Below are 25,163 nucleotides of genomic sequence, written 5' to 3' on the forward strand. Positions count from 1 at the left end.
CCGCCATAGCTTATGTGCAGCGAGGTGAAAACTCCGTATTCTGCGGGACTTCTTCCCGGAGGCTTCTGCGAGAAAACCCATGCGCCTGGCTTTATTCGACCTGGACAATACCCTCCTCGGCGGTGACAGCGATCACGCCTGGGGTGACTACCTGTGTGAACGGGGCATCCTCGACCCCATCGCCTACAAGCAACGCAACGACGCCTTCTATCAGGATTACCTCAACGGCACCCTGGACCTGCAGGCCTACCTGGCGTTCTCGATGGAGATCTTCGCCGCCACCGAACCTGCCCAGCTCGACCAATGGCACCGCGAATTCATGCGCGACTGCATCGAGCCGATCATCCTGCCCAAGGCCCTCGCCCTGCTGCAGCAGCACCGCGAGGCTGGCGACAAACTGGTGATCATCACCGCCACCAACCGCTTTGTCACTGCGCCCATCGCCCGCCGCCTGGGCGTGCGCACCCTGCTGGCCACCGAATGCGAGCGTGATGGCGAGCGCTATACCGGGCGTAGCACCGATATACCGTGTTTCCGTGAAGGCAAGGTGACGCGCCTGAAGCGCTGGATGCTGGAGAACGGCTACGATCTACAAGACAGCTACTTCTACAGCGATTCGCTGAATGATCTGCCGTTGCTGGAGCAGGTGACGCACCCGGTGGCGGTGGACCCGGATCCGAAACTGCGTGAAGAGGCCGAGCGGCGCGGATGGCCGGTGATTTCGTTACGCGATTGAGATCGCGGGGCTCTCTTCGTAGGTTTACCCGTGAAAAAGGCCCCGCAGACGCATCAGACCGGCTTGGCCCCCATCAATCCTGCAATCGACAGGAAGCACACCCCACTGAACAACGCCAGCGCCAGGGTCAGGCGCAGCCCGGCAGGCTCGGCCTTGCGCAGGCGGTTCAGCCGCACCAGCAGCCACCACACGGCGAAAGCGCCCAGGGTATAGAGGATGCTGGAGGCCAGCACCCAGGTCTGGCCCAACGGCCAGCCTACCAGGTGCACCATCCACCAGCCGGTGAACGGCATGCTCAGCAGGCACAGCCCCATCACCAGCCAGACGAACACCAGCGGCCGACGCAGCAGTTTGGCGTAGGCCTCGGCATCACCCTGCCGGCGGGCACGCAAGGTCCAGATCGCCAGACCCAGCGCACCGAGGATCAACAGTACGGTGGCGAGGATGTGCAGGGTCTTGAGGGTGGTCAGGTGTTCCATCGCGTGCGGGTCCTCGAAAGACTTTTTTCGGCCTCACCGCGGGACAAGCCCGCTTCTGCAAGTTCGGTGTTGCCATTCATGCCAAGCGTAGCCGCTCAACCCAGGAACAGCTTGTACGCCGGGTTGTCGGTTTCATCCCAGTATGGATAACCGATCTTGGCCAGCGCCTCGGGCACCAGGTGGCGCTCGTCTTCCGGCACCTGCAACCCGGCCACCACGCGACCATCGGCGGCACCGTGGTTGCGGTAGTGGAACATCGAGATGTTCCAGCGCCCGCCCAGCTTGTTGAGGAAGTTGAACAGCGCCCCCGGACGCTCAGGGAACTCGAAACGCAGCACCAGCTCATCGCTGGCCGCCGCCGAGTGGCCACCGACCATGTGACGGATATGCAGCTTGGCCAGTTCGTTGTCGGTCAGGTCGGTTACCGGGAAGCCCTGCTCGGTCAGGTGCTGAACCAGGGCGGCGCGCGGGTCGGTCTCTGGATGGGTCTGCACGCCGACGAAGATGTGCGCCTCTTTGTCGGCGTGGTACCGGTAGTTGAACTCAGTGATCTGACGCTTGCCTATAGCCTCGCAGAACGCCTTGAAGCTGCCCGGACGCTCCGGGATGGTCACGGCGATGATCGCCTCGCGCTTCTCACCCAGTTCGGCGCGCTCGGCAACGTGACGCAGACGATCGAAATTGACGTTGGCACCGGAGTCGATGGCCACCAGCGTTTGCCCCGAGACGCCGGTCAACTCGACGTACTTCTTGATGCCCGCCACGCCAAGGGCGCCGGCAGGTTCGGTGATCGAGCGGGTATCGTCGTAGATATCCTTGATCGCTGCGCAGATCTCATCGGTACTGACGGTGATCACCTCATCGACATGATCCTTGCAGATATCGAAGGTGTGCTGACCGATCTGCGCCACCGCGACACCGTCGGCGAACAGCCCCACCTGCGGCAGCACCACACGCTCGCCCGCAGCCATCGCGGCCTGCAGGCAATTGGAATCGTCAGGCTCGACGCCGATCACCTTGATCTCGGGGCGCAGGTACTTCACATAGGCCGCAATGCCGGCAATCAGCCCGCCACCACCGACCGGCACGAAGATCGCGTCCAGGCGGCCCGGGTGCTGGCGCAGGATCTCCATCGCCACGGTGCCCTGCCCGGCGATGGTGTGGGGATCGTCGTAGGGGTGGATGTAGACGAAGCCCTTCTCTTCGACCAGCTTCAGCGAATAGGCCAGCGCCTCGGGGAAGGAGTCGCCGTGCAGCACCACCTTGCCGCCACGCGAGCGCACCCCCTCGACCTTGATCTCCGGCGTGGTCTTGGGCATCACGATGGTGGCCTTGATGCCCAGCTCCCGCGCAGCCAGGGCCACGCCCTGGGCGTGGTTGCCGGCAGAGGCGGTGACCACGCCACGCGCCAGCTCTTCGGCGCTCAGTTGCGCCAGCTTGTTGTACGCCCCGCGGATCTTGAAGGAGAACACCGGCTGCAGGTCCTCGCGCTTGAGCAGGACCTGGTTGCCCAGGCGCTTGCTCAGTTGGCCGGCGTTGTGCAGCGGGGTTTCGACGGCGACGTCGTAGACGCGCGAGGTGAGGATCTTCTTGACGTACTGTTCGAGCATCTTGGAAACATCACTGGGCCGCGGGACAAGGGCTGGAAGTCTACCCCAGCGCCCTGTCGGGCGACCACAGCAAAGCCGCCGGACTCGTTATACTAGGCGACTTCAGAAAACCTCCCGCCCCTCTCGGAGCCCGCATGACCCAGGACCAACTCAAACAGGCCGTCGCCCAGGCCGCTGTCGACTTCATTCTGCCCAAGCTGGATGAAAAGAGCGTCGTCGGCGTCGGCACCGGTTCGACCGCCAACTTCTTCATCGACGCCCTGGCCCAGCACAAGACCGCCTTCGACGGCGCCGTCGCCAGCTCCGAGGCCACCGCACAGCGTCTGAAGGGTCATGGCATCCCGGTCTATGAGCTGAACAGCGTCAGCGAGCTGGAGTTCTACGTCGACGGTGCCGACGAGAGCGACGCGCACTTGAACCTGATCAAGGGCGGCGGTGCGGCCCTGACCCGCGAGAAGATCGTCGCGGCAGTGGCCAAGACCTTCATCTGCATCGCCGACGCCAGCAAGCTGGTGCCGGTGCTCGGCGCCTTCCCGCTGCCGGTCGAGGTGATCCCGATGGCCCGCAGCCACGTGGCGCGCCAGCTGGTCAAGCTGGGTGGCGATCCGGTGTACCGCGAAGGCGTGGTGACCGACAACGGTAACGTCATCCTCGACGTGTACAACCTGCAGATCACCAACCCGGTGGAGCTGGAAAGCAAGATCAATGCGATCGTTGGCGTGGTCACCAACGGCCTGTTCGCGGCGCGTCCGGCAGACTTGCTGCTGCTGGGGACTTCCGAAGGCGTGAAGAGCCTGAAGGCTGAATAAGCAAGCCCGCTCCTACAAGTACCCCGCTGTTCTGAAGGACGCCGGGAAACCTGTAGGAGCGGGTTTACCCGCGAATAGGCCAGCACTGACACAACAAAGACCACTGCCCCCACAGAGCCCTGAACTACACCTACTCAGCCGGCTGCCTGAACACATAGAACAGGTTCGGCTCACTCACCAGGTAGATGGTCCCGGCATCGTCCATGGCGATCCCTTCAGCCTGCGGCACCGTCTTCTTCAGGCCCTGATATCCCTTGCGCAACGACAGGGTGCTCAGCGGCCGCCCCTTCACATCCAGCTCCAGCACCAGCCGTGATTCGTCCGACAGCGCCAGCAGATGCCCGCTGCGTTCATCGAACTGCAGGCTCGACAGGTCGCGCACGAACAACCGTGAATCACGCTTGCGGTCCTGCACCACATGCACCGCATAGGGCTGCTCCGGATTGGCATGGGGGAAACCGTGCACCTCGTAGATCAGCATCGGATCACGCTCCTTGGCGACGAACAGGCGCTTGCCAGCCGAATCGTAAGCCAGCCCTTCGAAGCCCTTGTTGCCGTTCAGGCCGATGCCCAGGGTGAGCTGCTCGGCGTCGTTGGCGTCGAGAAACGGCGTGTCGTCGTCCAATCGCACGCGAATCAGCCGTTGCTGGCGCTCGTCGGTGATGACGTAGCTGTTGGGCCCGACATACTCCACCGCCTCGGGATCGCCGAAGCCGGTCAGCGGCACGCGGCGCAGGATGCGCCCATCCAGCGAAAGCTCGATGAGCTCCGAGCGGGCGTTAGTGACGGTAAACAGGGTCTTGCGATCGGGGTCGTAGGTAAGCGCCGAAACATCGTCGTCCAGGCCCTCGATGGGCTGAGCCTCGATCACCACCTGGTAGCGATCTAGCCCGATGCCTTGCTCGGTCGGCTGCCACCAGCTCTTGAGGTTGAACCAGCCGCGCTCGAACAGACGGAACTCGTGCCCCACCACGCCAAGCACCGCCAGCACGGAGAAAGCCAGAAGAAAGAGAAACGAACGAAGATGACGGCGCATGAAGAGGACTCGACGGAGGATGCCGAATCTAATCATTCATAGCTGAAATAAAGCTTAAGGCCATCATCAGAAAATCCCGACAATCCTGTCAGTGCTTCTTGAAGCGATAGAACAGCGCGGGCTCGCTGACCATGTACAGGTTGCCCTGATCGTCCATGGTCACACCTTCGGCCCGAGGCACACGGCTACCCAGACCGTTGAACGCCCCGAGCAAGGTCATGAAGCTGACCTGCTCACCCTTCTCGTCCAGTTCCAGCAGCATGTTCGAGTCAGCCGACAGCACCAGCAGGTGGCCTGTGCGTGGATCAACCGCCAGCGCAGACAGGTTGCGCAGGTCGAGCTCGTCACTGGGCAGCAGCTGCTTGTCGCCCTTGAGCGGCCCGCGACCATCGGTGCTCCAGGTAAACAGACGCGGCGGGCGCTCTTCGCCGATGATCAGGCGCTGGCGCATCGGGTCCCAGGCGATGGCCTCGAAACCCTTGTTGCTCTTGACCGACTTGCCCAGGTCATAGCTGGGGAAGTCATCGTGATTAAGCGTCGAGGTGCTCGCGTCCACCTTTACCAGCGTCAGGTCATGGTTGCGCTCATCAACGATCGCGATCAGCCCGTTTTCCAGCACGGCAAGGCCTTCAGGATTTTCCCAACCCACCAGCGGAATCTTGCGCAACACGTCGCCATCGAGCGTGAGCTCGACCAGGAAGGGGTTCTTGCCCATCACCGCGAACAGCGTGCGGGTCTGCGGATTGAACGACAGGTCCGAGGCTTCGTCGTCGTCCATGCCCGGCAACGGCTTGGCGTCGATGTCTACCAGGTAGTCCGGCAGCCAGACGCTTTCAATTCGCTCGGCACTGCTCTCGAAACGCTCCTTGACCCACAGCAGGCCACGGTCGTCCCAGTGCATGGCGACGGCCACCCCATAGCCGATCACCGCTGCCACAGCCAGGGCGAACGGCCAGCGCAGGTAGAAACGACGCTTGGTGGAAGCTGGGGCGCTGGAAGGTGCTGGCATGCAGGGGGTCCTGGGTAAATGGGCGAAGATTCGCGCATTATCCAGATGGGGTGTGAAAAAACGGTAAATCGTTCGCGGGTAAAACCGCTCTCACAAGGCTGTGCAAATCCCTGTAGGAGCCGGTTTACCCGCGAAAAGGCGACGCGCAGTCAGATCAAAGCACGCGGCTCTCGAAGCGGCTGACACCCGGCAGCTCAAGCACCAGCTCATCACCCACATTGAACGGCCCGACACCGGCGGGGGTGCCGGTGAGGATCACATCGCCCGCCTGCAGAGAGAAGTGCGCGGCGATGTGCTGGATGATCGGCACGATGGGGTTGAGCATCATTGCGCTGCTGCCATCCTGGCGCACTTCGCCGTTGATGGTCAGGCGTACCGGAATGTCGGTCACGTCCTCGAAACTGGATGCGGCGACGAACGGCGGCAATACACAGGCGCCGTCGAAGCTCTTGGCCAGCTCCCACGGCAGGCCCTTCTCCTTGAGCTTGGCCTGCACGTCGCGCAGGGTCAGGTCCAGGGCCGGGGCGTAGCCGGAGATGGCATCCAGCACTTCTTCGACTGTCGGCTTGGTCGACAGCGGCTTGCCCAGGAGCACGGCGATCTCGGCTTCGTAGTGCACCGAACCACGGTCGGTCGGGATCTTGAAGCCGCCTTCCAGTGGCACCACGCAGCTGCCAGGCTTGATGAACAGCAGCGGCTCGCTGGGGATGGGGTTGTCCAGTTCCTTGGCATGCTCGGCGTAGTTACGGCCGATGCACACCACCTTGCCCAGCGGGAAGTGGATGCGCGTGCCGTCTACGTACTGGTGCTGGTAACTCATGGGGCCGACTCCTCTGGATACTGCTTTCTTATTCAGGTGCGAAGATCTTACCCGGATTCATGATGCCGTTCGGGTCGAACACCGCCTTTATCGCCTTCATGCAGGCAATTTCATCTGCCGAGCGGCTGTAGCCCAGGTAGTCCCGCTTGGTCATGCCCACGCCGTGCTCGGCAGAGATCGAACCGTTGTAGCGCTCGACGATCTCGAACACCCATTTGTTGACCTTGGTGCACGAGGCGAAGAAATCATCCTTGCTCATGTGGTCGGGCTTGAGAATGTTCAGGTGCAGGTTGCCGTCGCCGATATGCCCGTACCAGACGACTTCGTAGTCGGGGTAGTGTTCGCCGACCACTGCATCGATATCGCGCAGGAACGCCGGCACCTTGGAGACGGTGACGGAAATATCGTTCTTGTAGGGCGTCCAGTGGGAGATGGTCTCTGACAGGTACTCGCGCAGCTTCCACAGGTTCTTCAGCTGCGTCTCGCTCTGGCTCATCACCCCATCGAGCACCCAACCCTGCTCGACGCAGTGCTCGAAGGTGGCCAGGGCTTCGTTGGCCACCTCCTCGGTGCTGGCCTCGAACTCCAGCAGCGCATAGAAAGGGCATTGCGTGTCGAACGGCGCCGGCACATCGCCGCGCCCCATGATCTTGGCCAGGCCCTTGTCGGAGAAGAATTCGAAGGCGGTCAGGTCGAGCTTGCCCTGAAAGGCGTGCAGCACCGGCATGATCGAGTCGAAGTCCGGCGTGCCGAGCACCATCGCCGTAAGGTTGCGCGGTGCACGGTCCAGGCGCATGGTCGCTTCGACCACGAAGCCCAGGGTGCCCTCGGCACCGATGAACAACTGGCGCAGGTCGTAACCGGTGGCGTTCTTGATCAGGTCGCGATTGAGCTCCAGCAATTCGCCCTTGCCGGTGACAACCTTCAGCCCTGCCACCCAGTTGCGGGTCATGCCGTAGCGAATGACCTTGATTCCGCCGGCATTGGTGCCGATATTGCCGCCAATCTGGCTGGATCCGCTCGAGGCGAAATCTACCGGATAGTACAACCCCTGGTCTTCGGCGAACTGCTGCAACTGGCGGGTGATCACGCCCGGCTGGCAGACCACGGTGCGGTCGAACGCGTTGAAGTCGAGAATCTGGTTCATCTGGTCGAAGGCCACCACGACTTCGCCATTGGCAGCGACTGCAGCGCCCGACAGGCCGGTGCGTCCGCCGGACGGCACCAGCGCGACCTTGTAGCGGTTGGCCCAGGCGACGATGGCCTGGACCTGCTCGATGGTTTTGGGAAGCACGATGGCCGAAGGAGCCGGTGGATAGTGCTTGGTCCAGTCCTTGCCATACGCCTCGAGCGAGGCGGGGTCGACAAGGACCTTGCCAGGGTCGACCAGGGTCTTCAGCTCATCAATTACCGCAACGTCGATCATCGGCAGAACTCTCGAATGATTCATAGTCACCCTGAGCACTCTTCACCTGTCGGGATAAGCTCAGACGGTGTCGCGTATGCTAGCATAGCCCTCCCGTCGATCGTGCTAAGGCCCGTCGCCGCGCCGCTTTGCCCCCCTCGCCATTTTTTCTCCGGGATACAGGTTTACGCAGATGAGCAAGACTTCTCTCGACAAGAGCAAGATCAGGTTCCTTCTTCTCGAAGGCGTCCACCAGAATGCTGTGGACACCCTCAAGGCTGCCGGGTACACCAACATCGAGTACCTCACTGGCTCACTGCCGGATGCGCAACTGAAGGAAAAGATCGCGGACGCCCACTTCATCGGCATCCGCTCGCGCACTCAACTGACTGAAGAAGTCTTTGATTGTGCGAAGAAACTGGTCGCAGTCGGCTGCTTCTGCATCGGCACCAACCAGGTTGACCTGAACGCGGCCCGCGAGCGCGGCATCGCGGTGTTCAACGCGCCGTACTCCAACACCCGTTCGGTTGCCGAACTGGTGCTGGCCGAAGCCATCCTGCTGCTGCGCGGCATCCCCGAGAAGAACGCCTCCTGCCACCGCGGTGGCTGGATCAAGAGCGCGGCCAACTCGTTCGAGATCCGCGGCAAGAAGCTGGGCATCGTCGGCTACGGCTCGATCGGCACCCAGCTGTCGGTACTGGCCGAAAGCGTCGGCATGCAGGTCTACTTCTTCGACCCGCTGACCAAGCTGCCACTGGGCAACGCCACCCAGGTCACCAGCCTCAACGAACTGCTGGGCCTGGCCGACATCGTCTCGCTGCACGTGCCTGAGCTGCCATCCACCCAGTGGATGATCGGCGAGAAGGAAATCCGTGCGATGAAGAAGGGTTCGATCCTGATCAACGCCGCACGCGGCACCGTGGTCGAGCTGGATCACCTGGCTGCCGCGATCAAGGACAAGCACCTGATCGGCGCGGCCATCGACGTGTTCCCGGTCGAGCCGCGCTCGAACGACGAAGAGTTCGAAAGCCCGCTGCGCGGCCTGGACAACGTCATCCTGACCCCGCACATCGGCGGTTCGACCGCCGAAGCCCAGGCCAACATCGGTCTGGAAGTGGCCGAGAAGCTGGTCAAGTACAGCGACAACGGTACCTCCGTGTCGTCGGTCAACTTCCCTGAAGTAGCCCTGCCGGCGCACCCAGGCAAGCACCGCCTGCTGCACATCCACGAAAACATCCCGGGCGTGCTCAGCGAGATCAACAAGGTCTTCGCCGAGAACGGCATCAACATCTCCGGTCAGTTCCTGCAGACCGACGAGAAAGTGGGCTACGTGGTCATCGACGTCGACGCCGAGTACTCGGACCTGGCGCAAGAGAAGCTGCAGCACGTCAAGGGCACCATCCGCTCGCGCGTACTGTTCTGAGCCTGATGGCTGCATGAAGAAGGGAGGCCCTGGTGGCCTCCCTTTTTTTGCCTGCCCGATCCGTGTCTTCGGCTTCGCGGGCGGGTCGGGGCGCCGGAGCGCCGCGAAGCATTCCCCGCGTTACTTCACATTGACGGTGATCTTCTTCGACTCGACGCTTGGCTTGAACGGCACGTGGTACTGGTCGCCCAGTACCAGTTGCAGGGTGTGCTTGCCCGGGGTCAGGGTGATGGTCGCCTCGGTCTGCGCCTTGCCGAAATGCAGCACCTGCGGCCCGGCTGGCAGGGGTTGGTTGCCCTCAGGCATCAGGCTGGTCGGCAATGGCTGGTCAGCTACAGGCGCTTTGTCGACATCGACCAGCAGGTGATGGTGCCCGGAATGCGGAGTCTGGTCGCCGGCCGGCTTGAGCGCCATCCCTTCAATGCCGAACTTGACGGTGAAGGTCTTGTCGACCGTAGCGCCATCGGCAGGGGAAACGATGAAGACCTTCGCATCTTTCGGCGGCTCCTGGCTTTTCAGGGCATCCGCAGCCGTGGCAAGCAAAGAGGCTCCCATCAGCAAACCGGCGAGGGCAGCACGCGAAACTGGGCTTTTCATTCACATCTCCTGTCATTCACTTCAATTGACCGCTATCACTTAAAAGAAGCGAGGCGGTACTTCACCATAGTCCACCTGCCACGCCGCAGGTTCAAAAATGCCGGCATGAAAATTTCAATGCCAGCTCAAACATACGCGCGATGTAGGGGTCATAGGCTGCGTTCGATCGCGGCAAACACAGAAAGCCACGGCGAATGACATCCATCTGCCGAGAAATAAAAGGGATATTCATGCGTTTGACCATTGGCCTACTGCTGGCAGTACTCATCAGCCCCCTGGCCCAGGCAGAGCTGATCGACGAAATCAACGACCGAGGTGAACTGCGCATCGCCGTCCAAGCCGACAATGCACCCTACGCCTTCAAGGAAAACGAGCACCTGACCGGGTTCGACATCGAGTTCGGCCAGGACCTGGCCCGGGAGATGGACCTGCGCGCCGAATTCATCGAAGCGCCTGCCGACGAAGTGTTACCGGGCGTGGAGAGCGGCAAGTACGACATCGCGCTGACCCCGACAGGCCAACAATCTGCGACCGAAAGCGCGCTCGATGCCAGCCAGCCGTTTGGCGAGAAGAAGCTGGTGATTCCGTTCCAGAAAGATAACCCTGCATTCGAAAGCGCGCTGAACAATGCCCTGCAGCGGCTCAAGGACAGTGGGCGGATGGCGGAGCTCGAGCAGAAGTGGTTCGAGAAGACTGCCGCGCAGCAGTGATATCGCGTCGTCCTCTTCGCGGGCAAGCCCGCTCCCACAGGGTTGGACTCACCATAGGCCTGTGGGAGCGGGCTTGCCCGCGAAAAGAACGACACCGAACTACCCCAGTGCCCGTTGCGCCTCATCCAGCTCCAACTCGCTGAACACCAGCACCCCTTCCCGGCGCAGCAGCGCAGCAACGACGCCCTCCCCCGGCACCTTCACCCCGCTGAAACTGCCATCGTAGGTCAGTCGGTTACCGCACGACGGGCTACCGGACTTGAGCACCGCAACCCGAATCCCATGCCGCCTCACCAGCGCCAAGGCCTGCCGAGCGCCGCTCAAAAATGCCGCGCTGACATCCTCGCCAGCGACGGTCAGGACCTGAACCTGCCCATCGAGCACCTGGCCACCCTGTCCGCCCTGGATCTCCGCGGCCGGTCGCGGCGTCGGCAAGCCACCCGCCACCTCCGGGCACAAGGGCACTACACGGCCCTCGGCCTGCCATTGCTTGAGCAGATCGGGGTGGCCACTGTCGCGCCCGTCATAGCGCACCGGTTGCCCCAGCAGGCAGGCGCTGACCAGGACCTTGGACGACTCAGAAGGGATCATTGCCACGGCGCCGGAACCAGCCCGTCAGCGACAGGCGTTCGCGATTGGCCGGCAGGACTTCATGCGGGACTTCACCCGAAAGGAACACCACCAGGCTGCCAGCCTCGGGCTGGACATCATGCTCGACATCGTCGGCGAGAAACATCCGCAGTTGCCCGCCGTCTTCGGGTTGCCAGCACTCATTGAGATAGAGCACCACCGACACCATGCGCCGGTCGTCGTCGCGGAAACGGTCAAGATGCCTGCGGTAGAAGGCGCCCGGCGGATACAGGGCGAAATGACACTCGAAGTCTTCCAGCCCCAGGAACAGCCCTTGGTTGATCGCCTGGCGCAGGTTGTCCATGAGCTCCAGGTAACGGTCGCAGGGCTCGGCCTGGCCGGGGTCGATCCACTGGATCTGGTCGCCACGGATCGCCTCGCGTACCTCCTGGGCCGCGCCCCTGCCGACACCTGCGGGGTTCAGTTCGCCCTCGGCATGGCGCCTGCGACACTCGGCGGCCAGTGCGCCGGCCAGCTCAAGCGGCAGGAAAAGTGCCTGCTGCGACCAGCCACGGGTGGCCAGGTCGTCGACGATGGTCGAGAGCAGCGGATGTTCAGGAGAGGTATGCATGGCGCGCATCATATCCATTAGCCATGTACACGGACAGCGCCACTTGGCCGAGAAGCGCGCTGATATCTCGACAAAGGCGTACCACCCCACAGACAATAGCGGCCTGCCGACAGGAGTCCTGAATGCGCCGTTTGTTTTCCCTGCTTGTGCTGATGATCTGCACCATGCCTGTCTGGGCAGACAGCCTCGACCAGCTGTACAAGGCCGCCGGCTGGCCGGACCAGCGCGCCCACTTCAATGATGCCATCGGTGCCGCCCAGCAGCGCTACCGCAACAGCCTGCCGCCCGCGGTTTACCAGGCACTCGTCAACAACAGCAACCAACGCTTCCAGGCCCAGGCGATGGATCAGCGTGCCCAGGCCCAACTGCGCGCCAACCTTAAGAATCCGGCGCCGGCGCTGGCGTTCTTCCAATCGCCGCTGGGACGCAAGGTGGTTGCCGCCGAATTGCTGGCCACGCGCAAGGACCAATTGGCCAAGAACGCCAAGGGCCTGCCAAGGATCCAGGCCAGCGACAACCGCCTGCTGGCCATCGGTCACCTGGCCCAGGCCCTGCCGGCCCGCGAAGCTGGGGCCGAGGTCAGCCTGGCGATCGCCGGGGTTGCCGCCGACAGCCTCAGCTCGATGATTCCCGGCCTGTTCGGCGGCGGCCAGGCCCAGGGCCTGCTCGATGGTCAGCGCCAACGTTTGATGAACGAGATTGGCGAAGACCTGAACAACACGTTGTTGTACGTCTACCGCGAGCTGTCCGACGACGAACTGGAAGCGTTCGCCACTTTCGCCGAATCCGCAGAGGGCAAGGCCTACTACAATGCCGCGTTGGCCGCGGTGCGTGCGGGGCTGGCTGTGGGCCAGAGCAGCGCCAACCTCAAGTAAGCAGGCGCTGGTCGAGAAAGGTGAAGTAGCGCTGGCGGATATCCGGCAGCTCGTTGGCCAGGTGATGCCGCGCCTCGGGCAGCAGGAGAATCTGCGGCTCGGCGAACTTCTCCTTCAGCACTCTGAGGTTGTAGGGCCAGTCCACCGTGCCGTCTGCCTCGCCCTGAACGATCAGCGGCCGACGCCGACTATGCGGCGCCGCCTCGATGCGCTTGATCCAGGCCATCAGCGCCCCCACCCATGCCGTCGGCAGGCGCCGCGGCTGCAACGGATCGGCCTCGAGAAACGCAAGAAATGCCGGGTCGTTGGTATTGGCACTGAAGCGTCGCTCGATACCATCGACGAAATGGCGCAGCACCCGATAACTCAGCTTCGACCAGTGCCAGGCCCGCGGTCGCACCAACGGCGCCAGCAGGATCACCTGGCCGTCCGCCGGGCTCTGCTCGCCGCAGTGCAGCAGATGATCGACAACGATGGCTCCACCCGTGCTCTGCCCACACAGATGCCAAGGCCGTGGCAAGTCGAGCCTGCGCGCCTGTTCGAAGAGGGCATCGAGCACCTGCTGGTAGATCGCGAAGTCGGCGATGCTGGCCCGCTCGCCACTGGACAGCCCGTGACCGGGCAGATCGCAGCCAATCACCGCGAAGCCCTGCTGCAAGGCCCAGGCGATCACATGGCGGTACAGGCCCATGTGGTCGTAGTAGCCATGCAGCAGGAACAGCGTTGCCACCGGTTCTTGCGGCAGCCACACCTGCCCGGCCAGGTCGAAACCTGCCACGCTGAAGCCACCCAACCAGCTGTGTGCGGGCAGGTCGAGACCGTAGAAGCGCTGGTAGTCGAGGGCCTGGGCCGACAGTGGCTGGCGCGCCGCAAGAGCGTCAAGGCTGGTGCGCAGCAGGTCAGGGTGGAAGGGTGAAGGCATCGGTACATCCAGAGTGGCGCGAGTATTGATCTGCGATATTCAGCTCTGTGCCCGGCCATGGCAAGCTGGCGTCTTCTTGTCTTTGTCATGCACCCAGACGCGCTCTTGGCGGGCAAGCCCGCGAAAAAGCCCGGTGCAACGTTGCGGACTACCGATGAAAACCCTCACCACGCTGCTCGCCACCCTGCTCTGCGCCGCCTTGCTGTGGTGGGCCTACGACAGCTTCCAGTCGCGCTACCTGCGCCAGTTCGACGACCAGGCCACGCTGTTCGACGGTAGCCAGTTGCAACTGCCCGCCGAGCTCGCAGGCCCTGGCCCGATCCGCGTCGTGCACTTCTGGGACCCCACCTGCCCTTGCAACGTCGGCAACCAGCAACACCTGGCCGAACTCATCGAGCAGTTCGCCGCGCAGGGTGTAACCTTCCATGTACTGCAAAAGCCCGGCAGCCACGGCCAGCTTCCCGCCAACCTTGGCGCCCTGCAGCCGATCCGCGAGCTGCCGGGCAGCGAACACCTGCCCGCCTCTCCGGCAGTGGCGATCTGGGATCGACAGGGGCAGCTCGCCTACTTCGGCCCCTATAGCGAAGGCGCGGTGTGCAACTCGAGCAACAGCTTCATCGAACCCGTCATCCGGGCGCTGCTGCAAGGGCGCCGGGTACAGGCCTCCAATGCCCTGGCCAGCGGGTGCTATTGCCCATGGCGGAAAGATCAGCAGCGGTAGATATTTATGACGTCGCGCACATACCAGCCCCTTAGCGTATTGGCCTACCGCTTAAGGAAAACGCCATGGCACCTGTCTTCGCTCGCTCTTCTCCCCCCCTGACGAACGAAGATCAGGACCACATCGAGTTGCTCTGGGGCCAGCATCAGATATCCCTGAACTACCCGGTGACAAGGCTCAGCCTGCGCGAACATATCGTCAGCCCATCTTCCTCCAGCGACAGCAGCTATGCCGTCGTCGCCTTCCAGCGGTCCCCCGAGCACCTGGAGGAACAGCTGGAGCGCGCCATCAGCGAACTAGCGGGCCCTTCGAGCGGCATGAACACCTTGCAGCGCCTGCAACAGCAGATCGATGCCGTTGACACGCTGTTGGTCAACTATCAGCGCGACCTGCAGGCTTGCCTCTTCTCCACGGTTGCTGTCACGCATGAGCGGGCTCATCGCCTCGAACGAGCCTGCCGCGAGCTGTCCAGCCGCCGAGCAAAGCTCAAGCAGCTGCAAACCCGCACCTGGGAGCGCAACCGCCGCCAGGAACAGCTCGAACGACAGATCAGCCAGGTCGAAGAGATGCTCGGCCGGCTGATCGCCAACCGTCGCACCCTTGCCGAGGAAGCCATGCGCGACGCGAAGATTTTCCGGTAGGTTTGACCTCAGGCTCGAGATTGACGATCACCGGCTCGAGCAAGCTATTCTCAGTGCGCTTTAAGCTCATCGCCGCCTCCCCAATGGCATAAGGAATTCTATGAAGCGCAGCCTCACTCTGCTTGCCGTCGTCCTGGCCATGGCCGCCGCCGGCGCGTACTGGTACGTGCACGGCAAAGTGCCGCAGCGCGAAGGCGAAGTGGCTATCACCGGCTTGAGCGCACCGGTCAGCGTGCGCTATGACGAACGCGGAGTGCCGCATCTGCAGGCGCAGAGCGAGCCCGACCTGTACCGTGCCCTGGGCTATGTGCACGCCCAGGACCGGTTGTTCCAGATGGAACTGGTGCGCCGCCTGGCACGGGGTGAGCTGGCCGAAGTGCTGGGCAGCAAGCTGGTGCCCACCGACACCCTGTTTCGCAGCCTGCGCATCCGCGAGCAGGCGGCGCGGATGGTCGAGCGCCTGGATCACCAGTCACCGTCCTGGCTCGCATTGCAGGCCTACCTGGAAGGCGTGAACAGCTGGCAGGCCAACCATCCCAAGCCGGTGGAGTTCGACGTCCTCGGCATCGCTGAACGGCCCTTCACTGCCGAAGACACCCTGAGCATCGCCGGCTACCTGGCCTACAGCTTTGCCGCAGCCTTCCGCACCGAGCCTGCGCTGACCTACATTCGTGACCAGCTCGGCCCCGAGTATCTGAAGATCTTCGACCTCGACTGGCAGCCCGATGGCGCTCTGCGCCCGGCCCTTGCCGCCAGTGACTGGCGCACCCTCGAAGGCCTGGCCCAGCTCAGCCACCAGGCGCTCGGCGACGCCGGCATCCCGCAGTTCGAAGGCAGCAACGCCTGGGTCGTCGCGGGCAGCCATACCCGCAGTGGTAGCCCCCTGCTGGCGGGCGACCCGCATATCGGCTTCGCAGTACCGGCGGTGTGGTATGAGGCCGAGCTATCGGCCCCGGGCTTCAACCTCTACGGCTATTTCCAGGCGCTGAACCCCTTCGCCCTGCTCGGTCACAATCGTGATTTCGGTTGGAGCCTGACCATGTTCCAGAACGACGACGTCGACCTGATCGCCGAGAAGACCAATCCCGCCGACGCCAACCAGGTCATGGTCGATGGCCAGTGGCGTGCGCTGGAGACGACCGAGCAACAGATCGCGGTCAAGGGCGAAGCGCCGGTGACCATCAACCTGCGCCGTTCGCCCCACGGGCCGATCGTCAACGATGTACTCGGCGAAACCGCAGGGCAAACCCCCATTGCCATGTGGTGGGCGTTCCTGGAAACCGAAAACCCTATTCTCGACGCCTTCTACCAGGTCAACCGCGCCGACACCCTGGGCAAGATGCGCGAGGCCGCAGCGAAGATCCAGGCACCGGGGCTGAACCTGGTATGGGCCAACGCTCGCGGTGACATCGGCTGGTGGGCCTCGGCGCAGTTACCCATTCGTCCAGACGGGGTCAACCCGGCGTTCATTCTCGACGGCAGTACCCACCAGGCCGACAAGCTCGGCTTCTACCCCTTCAGCGCCAATCCCCAGCAGGAGAACCCGCCCAGCGGCTACATTGTCTCGGCCAACTACCAGCCGCCGGCCGCCATCCCGATTCCCGGCTATTACAACCTGCCCGACCGTGGCCGCCAGCTGGATCGTCGACTGGCCGACCCGCAGGTCAAATGGGATGTGCAGAACAGCCAGACGCTGCAGTTGGACACCAGCACCGACTACGGCCCTCGTACCTTGGCGCCGCTGCTGAGTACCCTGCGTGCGATCGCCGAGGGTGACGAGCAGAAGGAGCTGGTCGAACAGCTGGCCGCATGGCGCGGCGACTACCCGCTGGATTCGACCAGCGCCACGCTGTTCAACCAGTTCCTCTACGAACTGGCGTTCGCCGCCCTGCATGACGAGCTGGGCGACACCTGGTTCAAGGTGCTGATCAGCACCCGTGCCATCGACGCTGCGCTACCGCGCCTGGCGGCCGACGCCGACTCCCCCTGGTGGAACCTGCGCGGCGGCCACGACCGTACCGACCGCACCGCCATCGTCCGTCAGGCCTGGCAACGCAGCCTGGCGCATCTGCGCGAGCTGTACGGCAACGACCCGGCGGACTGGCAATGGGGCAAAGCCCACACCCTCACCCACAACCACCCGCTGGGCCAGCAGAAACCGTTGAACCTGCTGTTCAATGTCGGCCCCTTCGCCGCACCGGGCACCCACGAAGTGCCGAACAACCTGTCGGCGAAGATCGGCCCAGCGCCCTGGCCGGTGAACTACGGGCCTTCGACCCGACGCCTGATCGACTTCGCCGATGCCGGGCAAGCGCTGACAATCAACCCTGTAGGCCAGAGTGGCGTACCGTTCGACCGGCACTATTCGGACCAGGCCGAGGATTATGTGCAGGGGCGCTATCACAAGGCGCAGATGGGGGTGATTCCGGCGCGCAGCACCTTGCGCTTGGTGCCGCCGGGGCAGTGAGCCCTGGACATCGGCGGTGCACGTCTGCGCGAGCGGCGATTCGTCGCGCCGACGTGCCCGCGAAAAGATCACCACAGGCGCAGCCCGAACATGACCGGTTTCACAACCCTTCACACTGCGAACAGGTAACCTGAGCGCCCCTTTCTTCCAAGAGCCTTCCTCATGCAAAAGCACTTCATCGAAATCGACGGCGCCCGCATGAGCTACGTCGACCAGGGCCAGGGCTTCCCGGTGCTGCTGGGCCATAGCTATCTGTGGTCTGCCGCGATGTGGCAACCGCAGATCGATGCGCTGTCGAAACACTTCCGCGTGCTGGTGCCCGAGCTCTGGGGCCATGGCGACTCCGAGGCACCACCAGCCACCACCACCGACATGAGCGCGCTGGCACGCCAGCACCTGGCGTTTCTCGACGCACTGGGCATCGACAAATGCCATCTGGTCGGCCTGTCGGTCGGCGGCATGTGGGGTGCTGAGCTGGCGATCGAGCACCCGGAACGGGTTGACCGCATCGTGCTGATGGATACCTACCTCGGCGCCGAACCTGAAGCAACGCGCCTGAAGTACTTCGGCCTGCTGGATGCTGCCAGCGGCGCAGGGTTCTTCCCTGACCCACTGCTCGACATCGTGGTGCCGATCTTCTTCCATGCCGGCGGCCAGACGGTGCCGGAAGTTCGCGAGCAGTTCCGCGCCGCCCTCAAGGCCAGCAGTGCCGAGGCCATTCGCCAGAGCCTCGACCCGATGGGGCGGGTGATTTTCGGACGCCCTGACCTGCTGGGCCGCCTGGGCGAGTTGCCGGCAGAGCGGACCATCGTGGTCTGCGGCGACCAGGACATCCCGCGTCCGCCTGCCGAAAGCAACGAAATGGCACGGATCATCGGTTGCCTGGCAGCGCAGATTCCATTCGCAGGGCATATCTCCAGCCTGGAGAACCCGAAGGTGGTGAATGAGTTCCTGTTGAACTGGTTGCCGCGTAACAGCTGATAGGCCAATGCGCTGTGCAGCCCGCTCCTACAAATAGCTGTAGGAGCGGGCTCGCCCCGCGATTGCGCCTCGACTCACCCCTGCCACTTGCCGCCTTCGACGATCACGCTCTCAGGCTTGGTGTCGTCGCTCAGTTCCTTGCGCACGTACTGGTCATACAGCTTGAGCAGGAACTTCTCCTCCCCCAGTTTGGCCAGCTCGGCATTGACCCAGTCACGCAGCTCGGTGTTGCCCTTCTTCACCGCCGGGGCGATCGGCGCCTCATCACCCAGCAATTCTGGCAACACGCGGTAGCCCGGGTTCTGCTTGGCCCAGCTGAACAGAATCAGGTTGTCCTGGGCATAGGCATCGCCACGACCGTTGGCCAGGGCCTGCAGCGATTCGCTGTTCTTCTCGAACTTGAGCAACTTCCAATCCGGGTGGTTCTTGGTCAGCCAGATATCGGCGGTGGTGCCGGTGGTGACGATGATGGTCTTGTCGGCCAGCTCGTCGAGGGTTTTCACCGGGCTGCCATCGGCGACGATGGCCTGCACCGCCACACGCAGGTTGGGGTTGGTGAAATCGACCGCTTCCTTGCGCTCCGGGGTGACGGTCATGTTGGCGAGGATCAGGTCGACCTTGTCGCTCTGCAGGAACGGAATGCGGCTGGCCGGTTCCACGGCCACGAACTCGACCTTGTTCTCGTCGCCGAGCAGGTCCTTGGCGAAGCGACGACCGATATCGGTGTCGAAGCCCACGTAGCGACCGCTCTCGTCGACGAAGCCGAACGGCGGCTTGTCGGTGAAGACGCCGACGATCAGCTTATCGCGGGCCTTGATGGTTTCCAGGTAGCTGGTGGACGGTGCAGACGTCGCCGCAGCCGACTTGCCCGGCTCCGCGGGTTTGTCGCAACCGGCCAGCAAGGCCAGGCCGAACAGCGGCGCCAGCAGTTTGGTGAAGTGGGCAGTTTTCATGACAGTTCCTTGTGTAGTGTCTTCGGCAGGCTTTCGACGAAGGAGAATTTGTCCAGGAACTGCTGCGCGCGTGCGGTCCGCGGTTGGCTGAAGAAGCTCTCGGGGTCGCTCTGTTCAAGGATCCTGCCGGCCTCCATGAACACGATACGGTCGGCCACCGCACGGGCGAAGGCCATTTCGTGGGTGACGATGAGCAGGGTCATGCCGTCCCGGGCCAGGCCCTGGATCACCTGCAGCACCTCCTTGACCATCTCTGGGTCCAGGGCTGCGGTGACCTCGTCGAACAGCATCACCTGCGGGTTCATGCACAGCGAACGAACGATGGCGATGCGCTGCTGCTGGCCACCCGACAACTGCCGGGGGAAGGCGTCCCGCTTGTCCAGCAACCCCACCCGCGCCAGCAACGCCTCGGCCTGCGCCTGGGCTTCGGTGCGCTCGCGCTTCTGCACCTTGAGCGGGCCGAGCAGCAGGTTGTCGATCACGCTCATGTGGCCGAACAGGTGATAGCTCTGGAACACCATGCCCACCCGTTGGCGGACCTGGCGCCAGTCGGTGCCGGGGCCCAGCAGCTCCTGGCCATCGAGGCGCAGGCTACCGCCATGGGCGTCCTCCAGACCGTTCAGGCAACGCAGCAAGGTGCTCTTGCCGCAGCCACTGGGGCCGAGAATCACCACCACTTCACCGGCCTGAACCTGCAGGTCGACATCCTTGAGCACCTGGTGCTCGCCGAAGAACTTGTTGAAACCCTGGAATTCAATCAATGCGCTCATGAGTGGGCCCAGCGGCGTTCCAGCGCGCGCGAGGCGGCGGAAAGCGGGTAGCAGATAAAAAAGAAGAACAGGAACAGCACGCCGTAGATCAGCACCGACTCGTAGGTGCGCTCGATGATCTGCTGGCCGGCCTTGATGACGTCGACGACGCCGATCAGCACGGCAAGCGCGCTGGTCTTGACGATCCGTGTGTAGATATTGATGGTGGGTGGCGTCATGCGCTTGAGCGCCTGCGGCAACAGCACGTGCCCATACAACTGCAGGCCCGAAAGACCGATCGCCAGCCCCGCCTCGCGCTGGCCGCGCGGCAGCGAAGCCAGCGCCCCGCGTACCACCTCGCCCACCTCGCTGGCGCCCCACAGCCCCAGCACCAGCACCGCGCACCAGAAGCTGGGGATGCTCAGCGAAAAGAAGATCGGCAACCCGAAGAACACCAGGTACAACCAGACCAGCACCGGTATTGCACGAAACAGCTCCAGGTAGACCTGCAAGGCGATGTTCACCGCACGCTTGCCCAACGTGGCCAGCACGCCATAGAGCACACCGCCCAGGGTGGCGAAAACGATGCCCAAGGCCGAGATCGCCAGGGTCTGTCCGGCGCCCTTGGCCAGTTGCGGCAAGGACACCAGCAGCAGCTCAATTGCCGAACTGGCCATGTTGCAACCTCCTTTCCAGGTGGCGCAGCAGCAGCGACAACGGCAGGAACAGCAGCACGCAGAGCAACGTCAGCACTGCGAGCATTTCGTAGGTCTTGTAGTACAGGGCGATGTAGTTCTTGGTGGTGTAGAGGATTTCCGGCACGGCTACCGCCGAGACCACGGTGGTTTCCTTGAGCAGGAAGATGAAGTTGGCGAACAGCGCCGGCAAGCTGAGGATGCCGGCCTGGGGCAGGATCACGTGGCGCAGCAGCTGGCCCTCGGACAAGCCGATGGAGCGCCCGGACTCCAGCTGCGCCCGTGGCACCGCTTCGACACCCGCCCGCAGCACCTCGGTGAGGTAGGCGCCGCCCATGAAGGTCATGGTGATGATCGCGGCAGCGAAGCCGGATACTTTCAAACCCAGGGTCGGCAATGCGAAATAGACGAAGAACAACTGGATCAGCAGCGGCGTGTTGCGCGCCAGCTCTACGTAGCCTTTGACCAGCCGCCACAGGTAGGGGGTGCGAAACACCAGTACGGCGGCATTGAACACGGCGACCAGCAGCGAGGTGGCGATGGCGATCAGCCCGACCTGCAGGGTGACGCCAACAGCCTTGAGGAATGCCGGGAGTGTGCTAAGCATGAAGGCAGTGTCGAAGGTCATGGATAACGCCTCGACACAGGGTCACGGAGGTACGACATGGGCAAGGTTCCGGGCTCGACGCGAGGTTGGCTCAGCGTCGTGGACGATGAAAAGGTGTGTGCGGGTAAGCACGATGGGTAGACTCTAAAGGCATAAAAATCTTTCTCTAAATACCTTTATTGCATATTGATATCACCCGACGGGCTAACCGGAAATTTCATACATCTGCCAGGGATCTTTCCTTCGAAATACCTCTCAAAAGGACTTCAGACTGATCGGCCAGCCAGGCCCACAGGGACGACAACAATGAACAGCCCAAGCACGCCCATTTCGAATGAACAGCTTCAGTGGTTGCTGGCCCTGCGCAAGGCGCTTGCCGGGCAGCGCTGAAGGTTTCGGTTTCCAAACGAAAACGCCGACACAGCAGTGTCGGCGTTTTCATGTGAAGCACTAACCGGGCAAATCAGAACGCCGGCAGCACCGCACCTTGGTACTTCTTCTCGATGAAGGCTTTCACTTCAGGGCTGGTCAGGGCCTTGGCCAGCTTCTGGATGGCGTCGCTGTTCTTGTTGTCAGGACGCGCAACCAGGAAGTTCACGTAAGGCGAGTCGCTGCCCTCGATCACCAGCGCATCCTTGGCCGGGTTCAGGCCCGCCTCCAGCGCGTAATTGGTGTTGATCATGTCCAGGTCGACCTGATCCAGCACGCGCGGCAGCATGGCCGACTCGAGCTCGCGGAACTTCAGTTTCTTCGGGTTCTCGGCGATGTCTTTCGGCGTTGCCAGGGCGTTCTTCGGATCCTTCAGGGTGATCAGGCCGGCCTTCTGCAGCAGCAGCAGGGCGCGACCACTGTTGCTGCCCTCGTTCGGAATAGCCACGGTGGCGCCTTCCTTGAGCTCCGACAGACTCTTGACCTTCTTCGAGTAGCCACCGAACGGCTCGACGTGCACGCCGATCACGGTTTCCAGGTGGGTACCCTTGCCTTCGTTGAAGTTCTTCAGGTACGGCAGCGTCTGGAAGTAGTTGGCGTCCAGGCGCTTCTGGTCGACCTGCACGTTCGGCTGCACGTAGTCGGTGAAGACCTTGATCTGCAGGTCCACACCTTCCTTGGCCAGGGTGGGCTTGATCAGCTCGAGGATTTCGGCGTGTGGCACCGGCGTGGCGGCTACCACCAGTTTTTCGGCGGCGTGAGCCAGGCCGGACAGCGACAGGGCAGCGGCGAGGGCAGTCGTCAGCAGGGTCTTTTTCATGGTGATCCTTGTTATCAAGCTGGGGCCATCGACGATGGCGAAGTCAGGTGCCGCACCGTCTCGACAGTGGGCGTGGAGCGGACGATACCGGGATTTTTTATGCCCTAACAATATCTTTTGATTCGCTGCTTATTCCAAAAACAAAAAGCCATCACCCACTTTGCTTATGAGCCGTCGGCGACCGCTCTAGCGCGCGGATGTATTCAGTTCGATCAGGCTTCGCTCCAGCAATTCGCGCAAGGCGGCAAGCGTACCTGGCTCACGGCTGCGCCCCAGTTGCGCGAGTTGGCTGGCCAGACGGGTCAGGGGCGCGCGCTCGGGCAGGTCCAGATGCTGCGGGAGAATTTCATCGCCCTCGGCCACCAGCAGGGCAAAGTGGATGACGTTCTCCAGCTCGCGGGTGTTGCCGGGCCAGGCATGGGCTTCCAGCGCTTGCTGCGCCGCTTCGCTGATCAGCGGCACGCTGCGTTCCAGGCGCACGCTGTAGATGCCGACGAAGTATTCGGCCAGCGGCAGGATGTCCCCGACCCTCTGGCGCAGCGCTGGCAGCTCCAGTTCGCCCTCGCGCAGATAGAGGTACAGCCGCTCGTTGAAGCGCCCGGCACGCACTGCCTGGGCCAGGTCGATGCTGGAGGCGGCCACCAGGCGCACATCCACGGCCTGTGGCTGGTGGGCGCCGACCCGGGTGACCTCGCGGTTTTCCAGTGCCGCCAGCAGCTTGCCCTGGATGGCCAACGGCAGGTCGGCGATCTCGTCCAGGTACAAGGTGCCGCCATTGGCCGAACCGAACCAGCCTGCGCGACTGCTGGCCGTGCCGCCATGGGTACCGGCGCTGTAGCCGAACAGCTCGGCATCGGCGTAGGTGTGGCTGATGCCCGCGCAGTTGACCGAGACGAACAGCCCCGCGCGATCGCTGGCGCGGTGGATCTGCCTGGCCAGCAGCTCCTTGCCGGTGCCGGTCTCACCACGGATCAGCACCGGCAGCGGTTGCGGCGCCAGGCGTTCGAGCGCTTCGCGCAGTTGCTGCGAACGTGCATCGACGAATACCAGCGCCTTGGCACGGATACTCAGCGGGCTCTTGTCCAGCTCGGGGAACGTCAGCAGCGGCTGGCCGAAGGGATTGTTGAAACTCATGGAAAACTCCCGCCCCGGCCGCAGGCGACCGGGGAGTCAGCGAATCGGTTGAAAGACCAGGTCAGGCGCGGCGCAGTGAGCGCTGCTCGATCCGGCCTTGCAGGCGGTACAGATAAGCGAAGCCCTGTTCCCAACGCTCGTGACCGGATTTGACGTTGATGTGCCCGGCATTGCTCAACAGCCCCGCTTCCGCCCCCCAGGCCTTGGCCAGGTACAGTGCACGCGGCACGCTGACGGCCGGATCGTTGTCCGAGCTGACCACCTGGCTGGGGAACGGCAGCGCATGCAGCGGGATGGGCGCAAAGTTGCGCAAGGCCGGCGCGCAGGTCGGCCGTTCGACGTCCGCTGGCGCCACCAGCAGCGCCCCTCGCACCCGGCGCAGCAGCGCAGGGCTGGCCTGCGCGGCCCAGTGGGCGACGGTGACGCAGCCCAGGCTGTGGGCGATGAGGATCACCGGCGAGCGTTCGGCGGCAATCGCCTGCTCGAGCGCCTGCACCCAGTCGCGCCGCTGCGGGGTGAGCCAATCTCGCTGCTCGACCCGGGCGCTGTTGGGCAGGCTGCGCTGCCAGTGGCTTTGCCAATGATTGTCTGGCGATCCTTGCCAGCCCGGCACAATCAGGTAACGAATCGACTCATTGCGCATGGGGACGCCTCCTTGGAAGTTTGCGTGCTTGGGAACCAAGTATAGGGAGGCAGTTATATTCGTAAAGGAATAAGAAGCTATTTATTAATAACCATAATCAAGGTAACTGCACGCCCCTTTGCAGGAGCGGGCTTGCCCCGCGATGACGTCCGCCTGGGCAACATCGTCGCCTGCGCGGACGCCATCGCGGGGCAAGCCCGCTCCTACAGGGAGGTGCATAAAAAAAAAGGGCCATCCCCTGCCAAGAGAAATGGCCCTGAAGCACTTGCCTGAAGAGGGTGTTGCCGATCAACGCGCGGTGATCACCGCCAGCTTGCTGATCCCGGCACGTTCGATGGCCGCCATCGCCCGCGCCACTTCGCCGTAGTTGACACCGTCGTCAGCCTGCAGCTGTACACGCACATCCGCGTCCTTTTCCCTGGCCGCCTTGAGGTTGGTTTCCAGCAGGTCCGGCTGGATCTCATCCTTGTTGATGAACAGCTTGCCGCCACCATCGATGCTCACCACCAACGGGTCTTTCTGCTCCACCGGCGCGACGGCCTCGGTCTTGGGCAAGTTGATCGGGATGGCGTTGGTCAGCAGCGGCGCGGTGACGATGAACACCACCAGCAGCACCAGCATGACGTCCACCAGCGGCGTGACGTTGATTTCACTGAGGACTTCATCGCTGTCCTGGGTCGAGAACGCCATG

General features: G+C 63.1%; 27 protein-coding genes. 9 read left to right on the forward strand and 18 right to left on the reverse strand.

Annotation, left to right across the window (positions count from 1 at the left end):
• Nucleotides 1-79: 79 nt before the first annotated feature.
• On the forward strand, nt 80-736 hold the full coding sequence (locus ACTYOL_RS26615) for an HAD family hydrolase (RefSeq protein WP_054891128.1): 657 nt from the start codon (nt 80-82) through the stop codon (nt 734-736).
• A 53-nt stretch (nt 737-789) separates the two neighbouring features.
• Here ACTYOL_RS26615 and ACTYOL_RS26620 read toward each other — a convergent pair whose 3' ends face one another.
• Nucleotides 790-1,215 carry a DUF2269 domain-containing protein gene (locus ACTYOL_RS26620; protein ID WP_444757337.1) on the reverse strand — a complete coding sequence of 142 codons (426 nt, stop codon included), beginning with the start codon at nt 1,213-1,215 and terminating at the stop codon, nt 790-792.
• Between the two features lie 95 nt (nt 1,216-1,310).
• The gene (gene ilvA, locus ACTYOL_RS26625) at nt 1,311-2,825 is read right to left on the reverse strand and encodes a threonine ammonia-lyase, biosynthetic (protein ID WP_054891126.1); all 1,515 of its coding nucleotides are present in this window, start codon (nt 2,823-2,825) and stop codon (nt 1,311-1,313) included.
• 134 nt (nt 2,826-2,959) lie between these two features.
• Here ilvA and rpiA point away from each other — a divergent pair, with 134 nt between their 5' ends.
• Entirely contained in the window at nt 2,960-3,634 is a 675-nt protein-coding gene (gene rpiA, locus ACTYOL_RS26630; protein ID WP_197890499.1) for a ribose-5-phosphate isomerase RpiA, read from the forward strand.
• A gap of 130 nt (nt 3,635-3,764) precedes the next feature.
• On the opposite strand, the gene ACTYOL_RS26635 is transcribed toward rpiA, so the two are convergent.
• The 4 genes from ACTYOL_RS26635 to ACTYOL_RS26650 all read right to left on the reverse strand — a co-directional run bounded on the left by ACTYOL_RS26635 (nt 3,765) and on the right by ACTYOL_RS26650 (nt 7,925).
• Nucleotides 3,765-4,670: an SdiA-regulated domain-containing protein gene (locus ACTYOL_RS26635; protein WP_200602941.1), complete on the reverse strand. Its 906-nt coding sequence runs from the start codon at nt 4,668-4,670 to the stop codon at nt 3,765-3,767.
• 88 nt (nt 4,671-4,758) lie between these two features.
• Complete coding sequence (locus tag ACTYOL_RS26640) at nt 4,759-5,679, reverse strand: SdiA-regulated domain-containing protein (RefSeq protein WP_197890501.1); 921 nt, start codon at nt 5,677-5,679, stop codon at nt 4,759-4,761.
• Nucleotides 5,680-5,833: 154 nt separating this feature from the next.
• Nucleotides 5,834-6,499, reverse strand: a complete 666-nt coding sequence (locus ACTYOL_RS26645; RefSeq protein ID WP_054891122.1) for a fumarylacetoacetate hydrolase family protein — start codon at nt 6,497-6,499, stop codon at nt 5,834-5,836.
• A 28-nt stretch (nt 6,500-6,527) separates the two neighbouring features.
• Nucleotides 6,528-7,925, reverse strand: coding sequence for an FAD-binding oxidoreductase (locus ACTYOL_RS26650; protein WP_151926138.1), 1,398 nt, complete (start codon nt 7,923-7,925; stop codon nt 6,528-6,530).
• 172 nt (nt 7,926-8,097) lie between these two features.
• Here ACTYOL_RS26650 and serA point away from each other — a divergent pair, with 172 nt between their 5' ends.
• Complete coding sequence (gene serA / locus ACTYOL_RS26655) at nt 8,098-9,327, forward strand: phosphoglycerate dehydrogenase (RefSeq protein ID WP_054891120.1); 1,230 nt, start codon at nt 8,098-8,100, stop codon at nt 9,325-9,327.
• Between the two features lie 120 nt (nt 9,328-9,447).
• On the opposite strand, the gene ACTYOL_RS26660 is transcribed toward serA, so the two are convergent.
• A complete protein-coding gene (locus ACTYOL_RS26660; RefSeq protein WP_054891119.1) occupies nt 9,448-9,924 on the reverse strand; it encodes a DUF4399 domain-containing protein in 477 nt (158 codons plus the stop codon).
• Between the two features lie 230 nt (nt 9,925-10,154).
• On the opposite strand from ACTYOL_RS26660, the gene ACTYOL_RS26665 reads away from it, so the two are divergent.
• Nucleotides 10,155-10,634: a substrate-binding periplasmic protein gene (locus ACTYOL_RS26665; protein ID WP_153774836.1), complete on the forward strand. Its 480-nt coding sequence runs from the start codon at nt 10,155-10,157 to the stop codon at nt 10,632-10,634.
• Nucleotides 10,635-10,733: 99 nt separating this feature from the next.
• Here ACTYOL_RS26665 and ACTYOL_RS26670 read toward each other — a convergent pair whose 3' ends face one another.
• Complete coding sequence (locus ACTYOL_RS26670) at nt 10,734-11,225, reverse strand: DUF523 domain-containing protein (protein ID WP_151926455.1); 492 nt, start codon at nt 11,223-11,225, stop codon at nt 10,734-10,736.
• Nucleotides 11,212-11,844, reverse strand: coding sequence for a 2OG-Fe(II) oxygenase (locus tag ACTYOL_RS26675; RefSeq protein WP_197890546.1), 633 nt, complete (start codon nt 11,842-11,844; stop codon nt 11,212-11,214). Before ACTYOL_RS26675 ends, ACTYOL_RS26670 begins: the two co-directional genes overlap by 14 nt.
• A 113-nt stretch (nt 11,845-11,957) precedes the next feature.
• Here ACTYOL_RS26675 and ACTYOL_RS26680 point away from each other — a divergent pair, with 113 nt between their 5' ends.
• Complete coding sequence (locus ACTYOL_RS26680) at nt 11,958-12,710, forward strand: DUF2059 domain-containing protein (protein ID WP_153774834.1); 753 nt, start codon at nt 11,958-11,960, stop codon at nt 12,708-12,710.
• Here the strand turns inward: ACTYOL_RS26680 and ACTYOL_RS26685 are convergent.
• A complete protein-coding gene (locus tag ACTYOL_RS26685) occupies nt 12,703-13,632 on the reverse strand; it encodes an alpha/beta hydrolase (RefSeq protein WP_197890503.1) in 930 nt (309 codons plus the stop codon). The genes ACTYOL_RS26680 and ACTYOL_RS26685 overlap by 8 nt on opposite strands.
• 154 nt (nt 13,633-13,786) lie before the next feature.
• Here ACTYOL_RS26685 and ACTYOL_RS26690 point away from each other — a divergent pair, with 154 nt between their 5' ends.
• The 4 genes from ACTYOL_RS26690 to ACTYOL_RS26705 all read left to right on the forward strand — a co-directional run bounded on the left by ACTYOL_RS26690 (nt 13,787) and on the right by ACTYOL_RS26705 (nt 18,442).
• Nucleotides 13,787-14,353 (forward strand): DUF6436 domain-containing protein, encoded by a 567-nt coding sequence (locus ACTYOL_RS26690; RefSeq protein WP_153774833.1) that lies wholly within the window; start codon nt 13,787-13,789, stop codon nt 14,351-14,353.
• Between the two features lie 65 nt (nt 14,354-14,418).
• Nucleotides 14,419-14,994: a hypothetical protein gene (locus ACTYOL_RS26695; protein ID WP_197890507.1), complete on the forward strand. Its 576-nt coding sequence runs from the start codon at nt 14,419-14,421 to the stop codon at nt 14,992-14,994.
• A 100-nt stretch (nt 14,995-15,094) separates the two neighbouring features.
• On the forward strand, nt 15,095-17,461 hold the full coding sequence (locus tag ACTYOL_RS26700) for a penicillin acylase family protein (RefSeq protein WP_444757338.1): 2,367 nt from the start codon (nt 15,095-15,097) through the stop codon (nt 17,459-17,461).
• 162 nt (nt 17,462-17,623) lie between these two features.
• Nucleotides 17,624-18,442: an alpha/beta fold hydrolase gene (locus ACTYOL_RS26705; protein ID WP_444757339.1), complete on the forward strand. Its 819-nt coding sequence runs from the start codon at nt 17,624-17,626 to the stop codon at nt 18,440-18,442.
• A 74-nt stretch (nt 18,443-18,516) separates the two neighbouring features.
• On the opposite strand, the gene ACTYOL_RS26710 is transcribed toward ACTYOL_RS26705, so the two are convergent.
• The 8 genes from ACTYOL_RS26710 to ACTYOL_RS26745 form a co-directional block, all read right to left on the reverse strand.
• Nucleotides 18,517-19,395, reverse strand: a complete 879-nt coding sequence (locus ACTYOL_RS26710; protein ID WP_444757340.1) for a transporter substrate-binding domain-containing protein — start codon at nt 19,393-19,395, stop codon at nt 18,517-18,519.
• Nucleotides 19,392-20,165, reverse strand: a complete 774-nt coding sequence (locus ACTYOL_RS26715; protein WP_151926461.1) for an amino acid ABC transporter ATP-binding protein — start codon at nt 20,163-20,165, stop codon at nt 19,392-19,394. Before ACTYOL_RS26715 ends, ACTYOL_RS26710 begins: the two co-directional genes overlap by 4 nt.
• Complete coding sequence (locus tag ACTYOL_RS26720) at nt 20,162-20,821, reverse strand: amino acid ABC transporter permease (protein ID WP_444757341.1); 660 nt, start codon at nt 20,819-20,821, stop codon at nt 20,162-20,164. Before ACTYOL_RS26720 ends, ACTYOL_RS26715 begins: the two co-directional genes overlap by 4 nt.
• Nucleotides 20,802-21,467: an amino acid ABC transporter permease gene (locus ACTYOL_RS26725; protein WP_065864006.1), complete on the reverse strand. Its 666-nt coding sequence runs from the start codon at nt 21,465-21,467 to the stop codon at nt 20,802-20,804. The genes ACTYOL_RS26720 and ACTYOL_RS26725 overlap by 20 nt, the downstream gene beginning before the upstream one ends.
• Nucleotides 21,468-21,909: 442 nt before the next feature.
• Nucleotides 21,910-22,695 carry a MetQ/NlpA family ABC transporter substrate-binding protein gene (locus ACTYOL_RS26730; protein WP_153774827.1) on the reverse strand — a complete coding sequence of 262 codons (786 nt, stop codon included), beginning with the start codon at nt 22,693-22,695 and terminating at the stop codon, nt 21,910-21,912.
• A 186-nt stretch (nt 22,696-22,881) separates the two neighbouring features.
• Nucleotides 22,882-23,829, reverse strand: a complete 948-nt coding sequence (locus tag ACTYOL_RS26735) for a sigma 54-interacting transcriptional regulator (RefSeq protein ID WP_197890515.1) — start codon at nt 23,827-23,829, stop codon at nt 22,882-22,884.
• Nucleotides 23,830-23,890: 61 nt separating this feature from the next.
• The gene (locus ACTYOL_RS26740) at nt 23,891-24,472 is read right to left on the reverse strand and encodes an alpha/beta hydrolase (RefSeq protein WP_197890518.1); all 582 of its coding nucleotides are present in this window, start codon (nt 24,470-24,472) and stop codon (nt 23,891-23,893) included.
• A 288-nt stretch (nt 24,473-24,760) separates the two neighbouring features.
• The gene (locus ACTYOL_RS26745; RefSeq protein WP_054891104.1) at nt 24,761-25,162 is read right to left on the reverse strand and encodes an ExbD/TolR family protein; all 402 of its coding nucleotides are present in this window, start codon (nt 25,160-25,162) and stop codon (nt 24,761-24,763) included.
• Between the last annotated feature and the right edge of the window lies 1 nt (nt 25,163).

The sequence above is a fragment of the Pseudomonas sp. A014 genome (genome assembly GCF_052378495.1).
Taxonomy (GTDB): Bacteria; Pseudomonadota; Gammaproteobacteria; order Pseudomonadales; family Pseudomonadaceae; genus Aquipseudomonas; species Aquipseudomonas machongensis.

Bases quoted from the DNA above. Each gene is read 5' to 3' on its own strand.
- ACTYOL_RS26615 (WP_054891128.1), top strand. From the start codon at position 80: ATGCGCCTGGCTTTATTCGACCTGGACAATACCCTCCTCGGCGGTGAC.
- ACTYOL_RS26620 (WP_444757337.1), bottom strand. From the start codon at position 1,215: ATGGAACACCTGACCACCCTCAAGACCCTGCACATCCTCGCCACCGTA.
- ilvA (WP_054891126.1), bottom strand. From the start codon at position 2,825: ATGCTCGAACAGTACGTCAAGAAGATCCTCACCTCGCGCGTCTACGAC.
- rpiA (WP_197890499.1), top strand. From the start codon at position 2,960: ATGACCCAGGACCAACTCAAACAGGCCGTCGCCCAGGCCGCTGTCGAC.
- ACTYOL_RS26635 (WP_200602941.1), bottom strand. From the start codon at position 4,670: ATGCGCCGTCATCTTCGTTCGTTTCTCTTTCTTCTGGCTTTCTCCGTG.
- ACTYOL_RS26640 (WP_197890501.1), bottom strand. From the start codon at position 5,679: ATGCCAGCACCTTCCAGCGCCCCAGCTTCCACCAAGCGTCGTTTCTAC.
- ACTYOL_RS26645 (WP_054891122.1), bottom strand. From the start codon at position 6,499: ATGAGTTACCAGCACCAGTACGTAGACGGCACGCGCATCCACTTCCCG.
- ACTYOL_RS26650 (WP_151926138.1), bottom strand. From the start codon at position 7,925: ATGATCGACGTTGCGGTAATTGATGAGCTGAAGACCCTGGTCGACCCT.
- serA (WP_054891120.1), top strand. From the start codon at position 8,098: ATGAGCAAGACTTCTCTCGACAAGAGCAAGATCAGGTTCCTTCTTCTC.
- ACTYOL_RS26660 (WP_054891119.1), bottom strand. From the start codon at position 9,924: ATGAAAAGCCCAGTTTCGCGTGCTGCCCTCGCCGGTTTGCTGATGGGA.
- ACTYOL_RS26665 (WP_153774836.1), top strand. From the start codon at position 10,155: ATGCGTTTGACCATTGGCCTACTGCTGGCAGTACTCATCAGCCCCCTG.
- ACTYOL_RS26670 (WP_151926455.1), bottom strand. From the start codon at position 11,225: ATGATCCCTTCTGAGTCGTCCAAGGTCCTGGTCAGCGCCTGCCTGCTG.
- ACTYOL_RS26675 (WP_197890546.1), bottom strand. From the start codon at position 11,844: ATGCGCGCCATGCATACCTCTCCTGAACATCCGCTGCTCTCGACCATC.
- ACTYOL_RS26680 (WP_153774834.1), top strand. From the start codon at position 11,958: ATGCGCCGTTTGTTTTCCCTGCTTGTGCTGATGATCTGCACCATGCCT.
- ACTYOL_RS26685 (WP_197890503.1), bottom strand. From the start codon at position 13,632: ATGCCTTCACCCTTCCACCCTGACCTGCTGCGCACCAGCCTTGACGCT.
- ACTYOL_RS26690 (WP_153774833.1), top strand. From the start codon at position 13,787: ATGAAAACCCTCACCACGCTGCTCGCCACCCTGCTCTGCGCCGCCTTG.
- ACTYOL_RS26695 (WP_197890507.1), top strand. From the start codon at position 14,419: ATGGCACCTGTCTTCGCTCGCTCTTCTCCCCCCCTGACGAACGAAGAT.
- ACTYOL_RS26700 (WP_444757338.1), top strand. From the start codon at position 15,095: ATGAAGCGCAGCCTCACTCTGCTTGCCGTCGTCCTGGCCATGGCCGCC.
- ACTYOL_RS26705 (WP_444757339.1), top strand. From the start codon at position 17,624: ATGCAAAAGCACTTCATCGAAATCGACGGCGCCCGCATGAGCTACGTC.
- ACTYOL_RS26710 (WP_444757340.1), bottom strand. From the start codon at position 19,395: ATGAAAACTGCCCACTTCACCAAACTGCTGGCGCCGCTGTTCGGCCTG.
- ACTYOL_RS26715 (WP_151926461.1), bottom strand. From the start codon at position 20,165: ATGAGCGCATTGATTGAATTCCAGGGTTTCAACAAGTTCTTCGGCGAG.
- ACTYOL_RS26720 (WP_444757341.1), bottom strand. From the start codon at position 20,821: ATGGCCAGTTCGGCAATTGAGCTGCTGCTGGTGTCCTTGCCGCAACTG.
- ACTYOL_RS26725 (WP_065864006.1), bottom strand. From the start codon at position 21,467: ATGACCTTCGACACTGCCTTCATGCTTAGCACACTCCCGGCATTCCTC.
- ACTYOL_RS26730 (WP_153774827.1), bottom strand. From the start codon at position 22,695: ATGAAAAAGACCCTGCTGACGACTGCCCTCGCCGCTGCCCTGTCGCTG.
- ACTYOL_RS26735 (WP_197890515.1), bottom strand. From the start codon at position 23,829: ATGAGTTTCAACAATCCCTTCGGCCAGCCGCTGCTGACGTTCCCCGAG.
- ACTYOL_RS26740 (WP_197890518.1), bottom strand. From the start codon at position 24,472: ATGCGCAATGAGTCGATTCGTTACCTGATTGTGCCGGGCTGGCAAGGA.
- ACTYOL_RS26745 (WP_054891104.1), bottom strand. From the start codon at position 25,162: ATGGCGTTCTCGACCCAGGACAGCGATGAAGTCCTCAGTGAAATCAAC.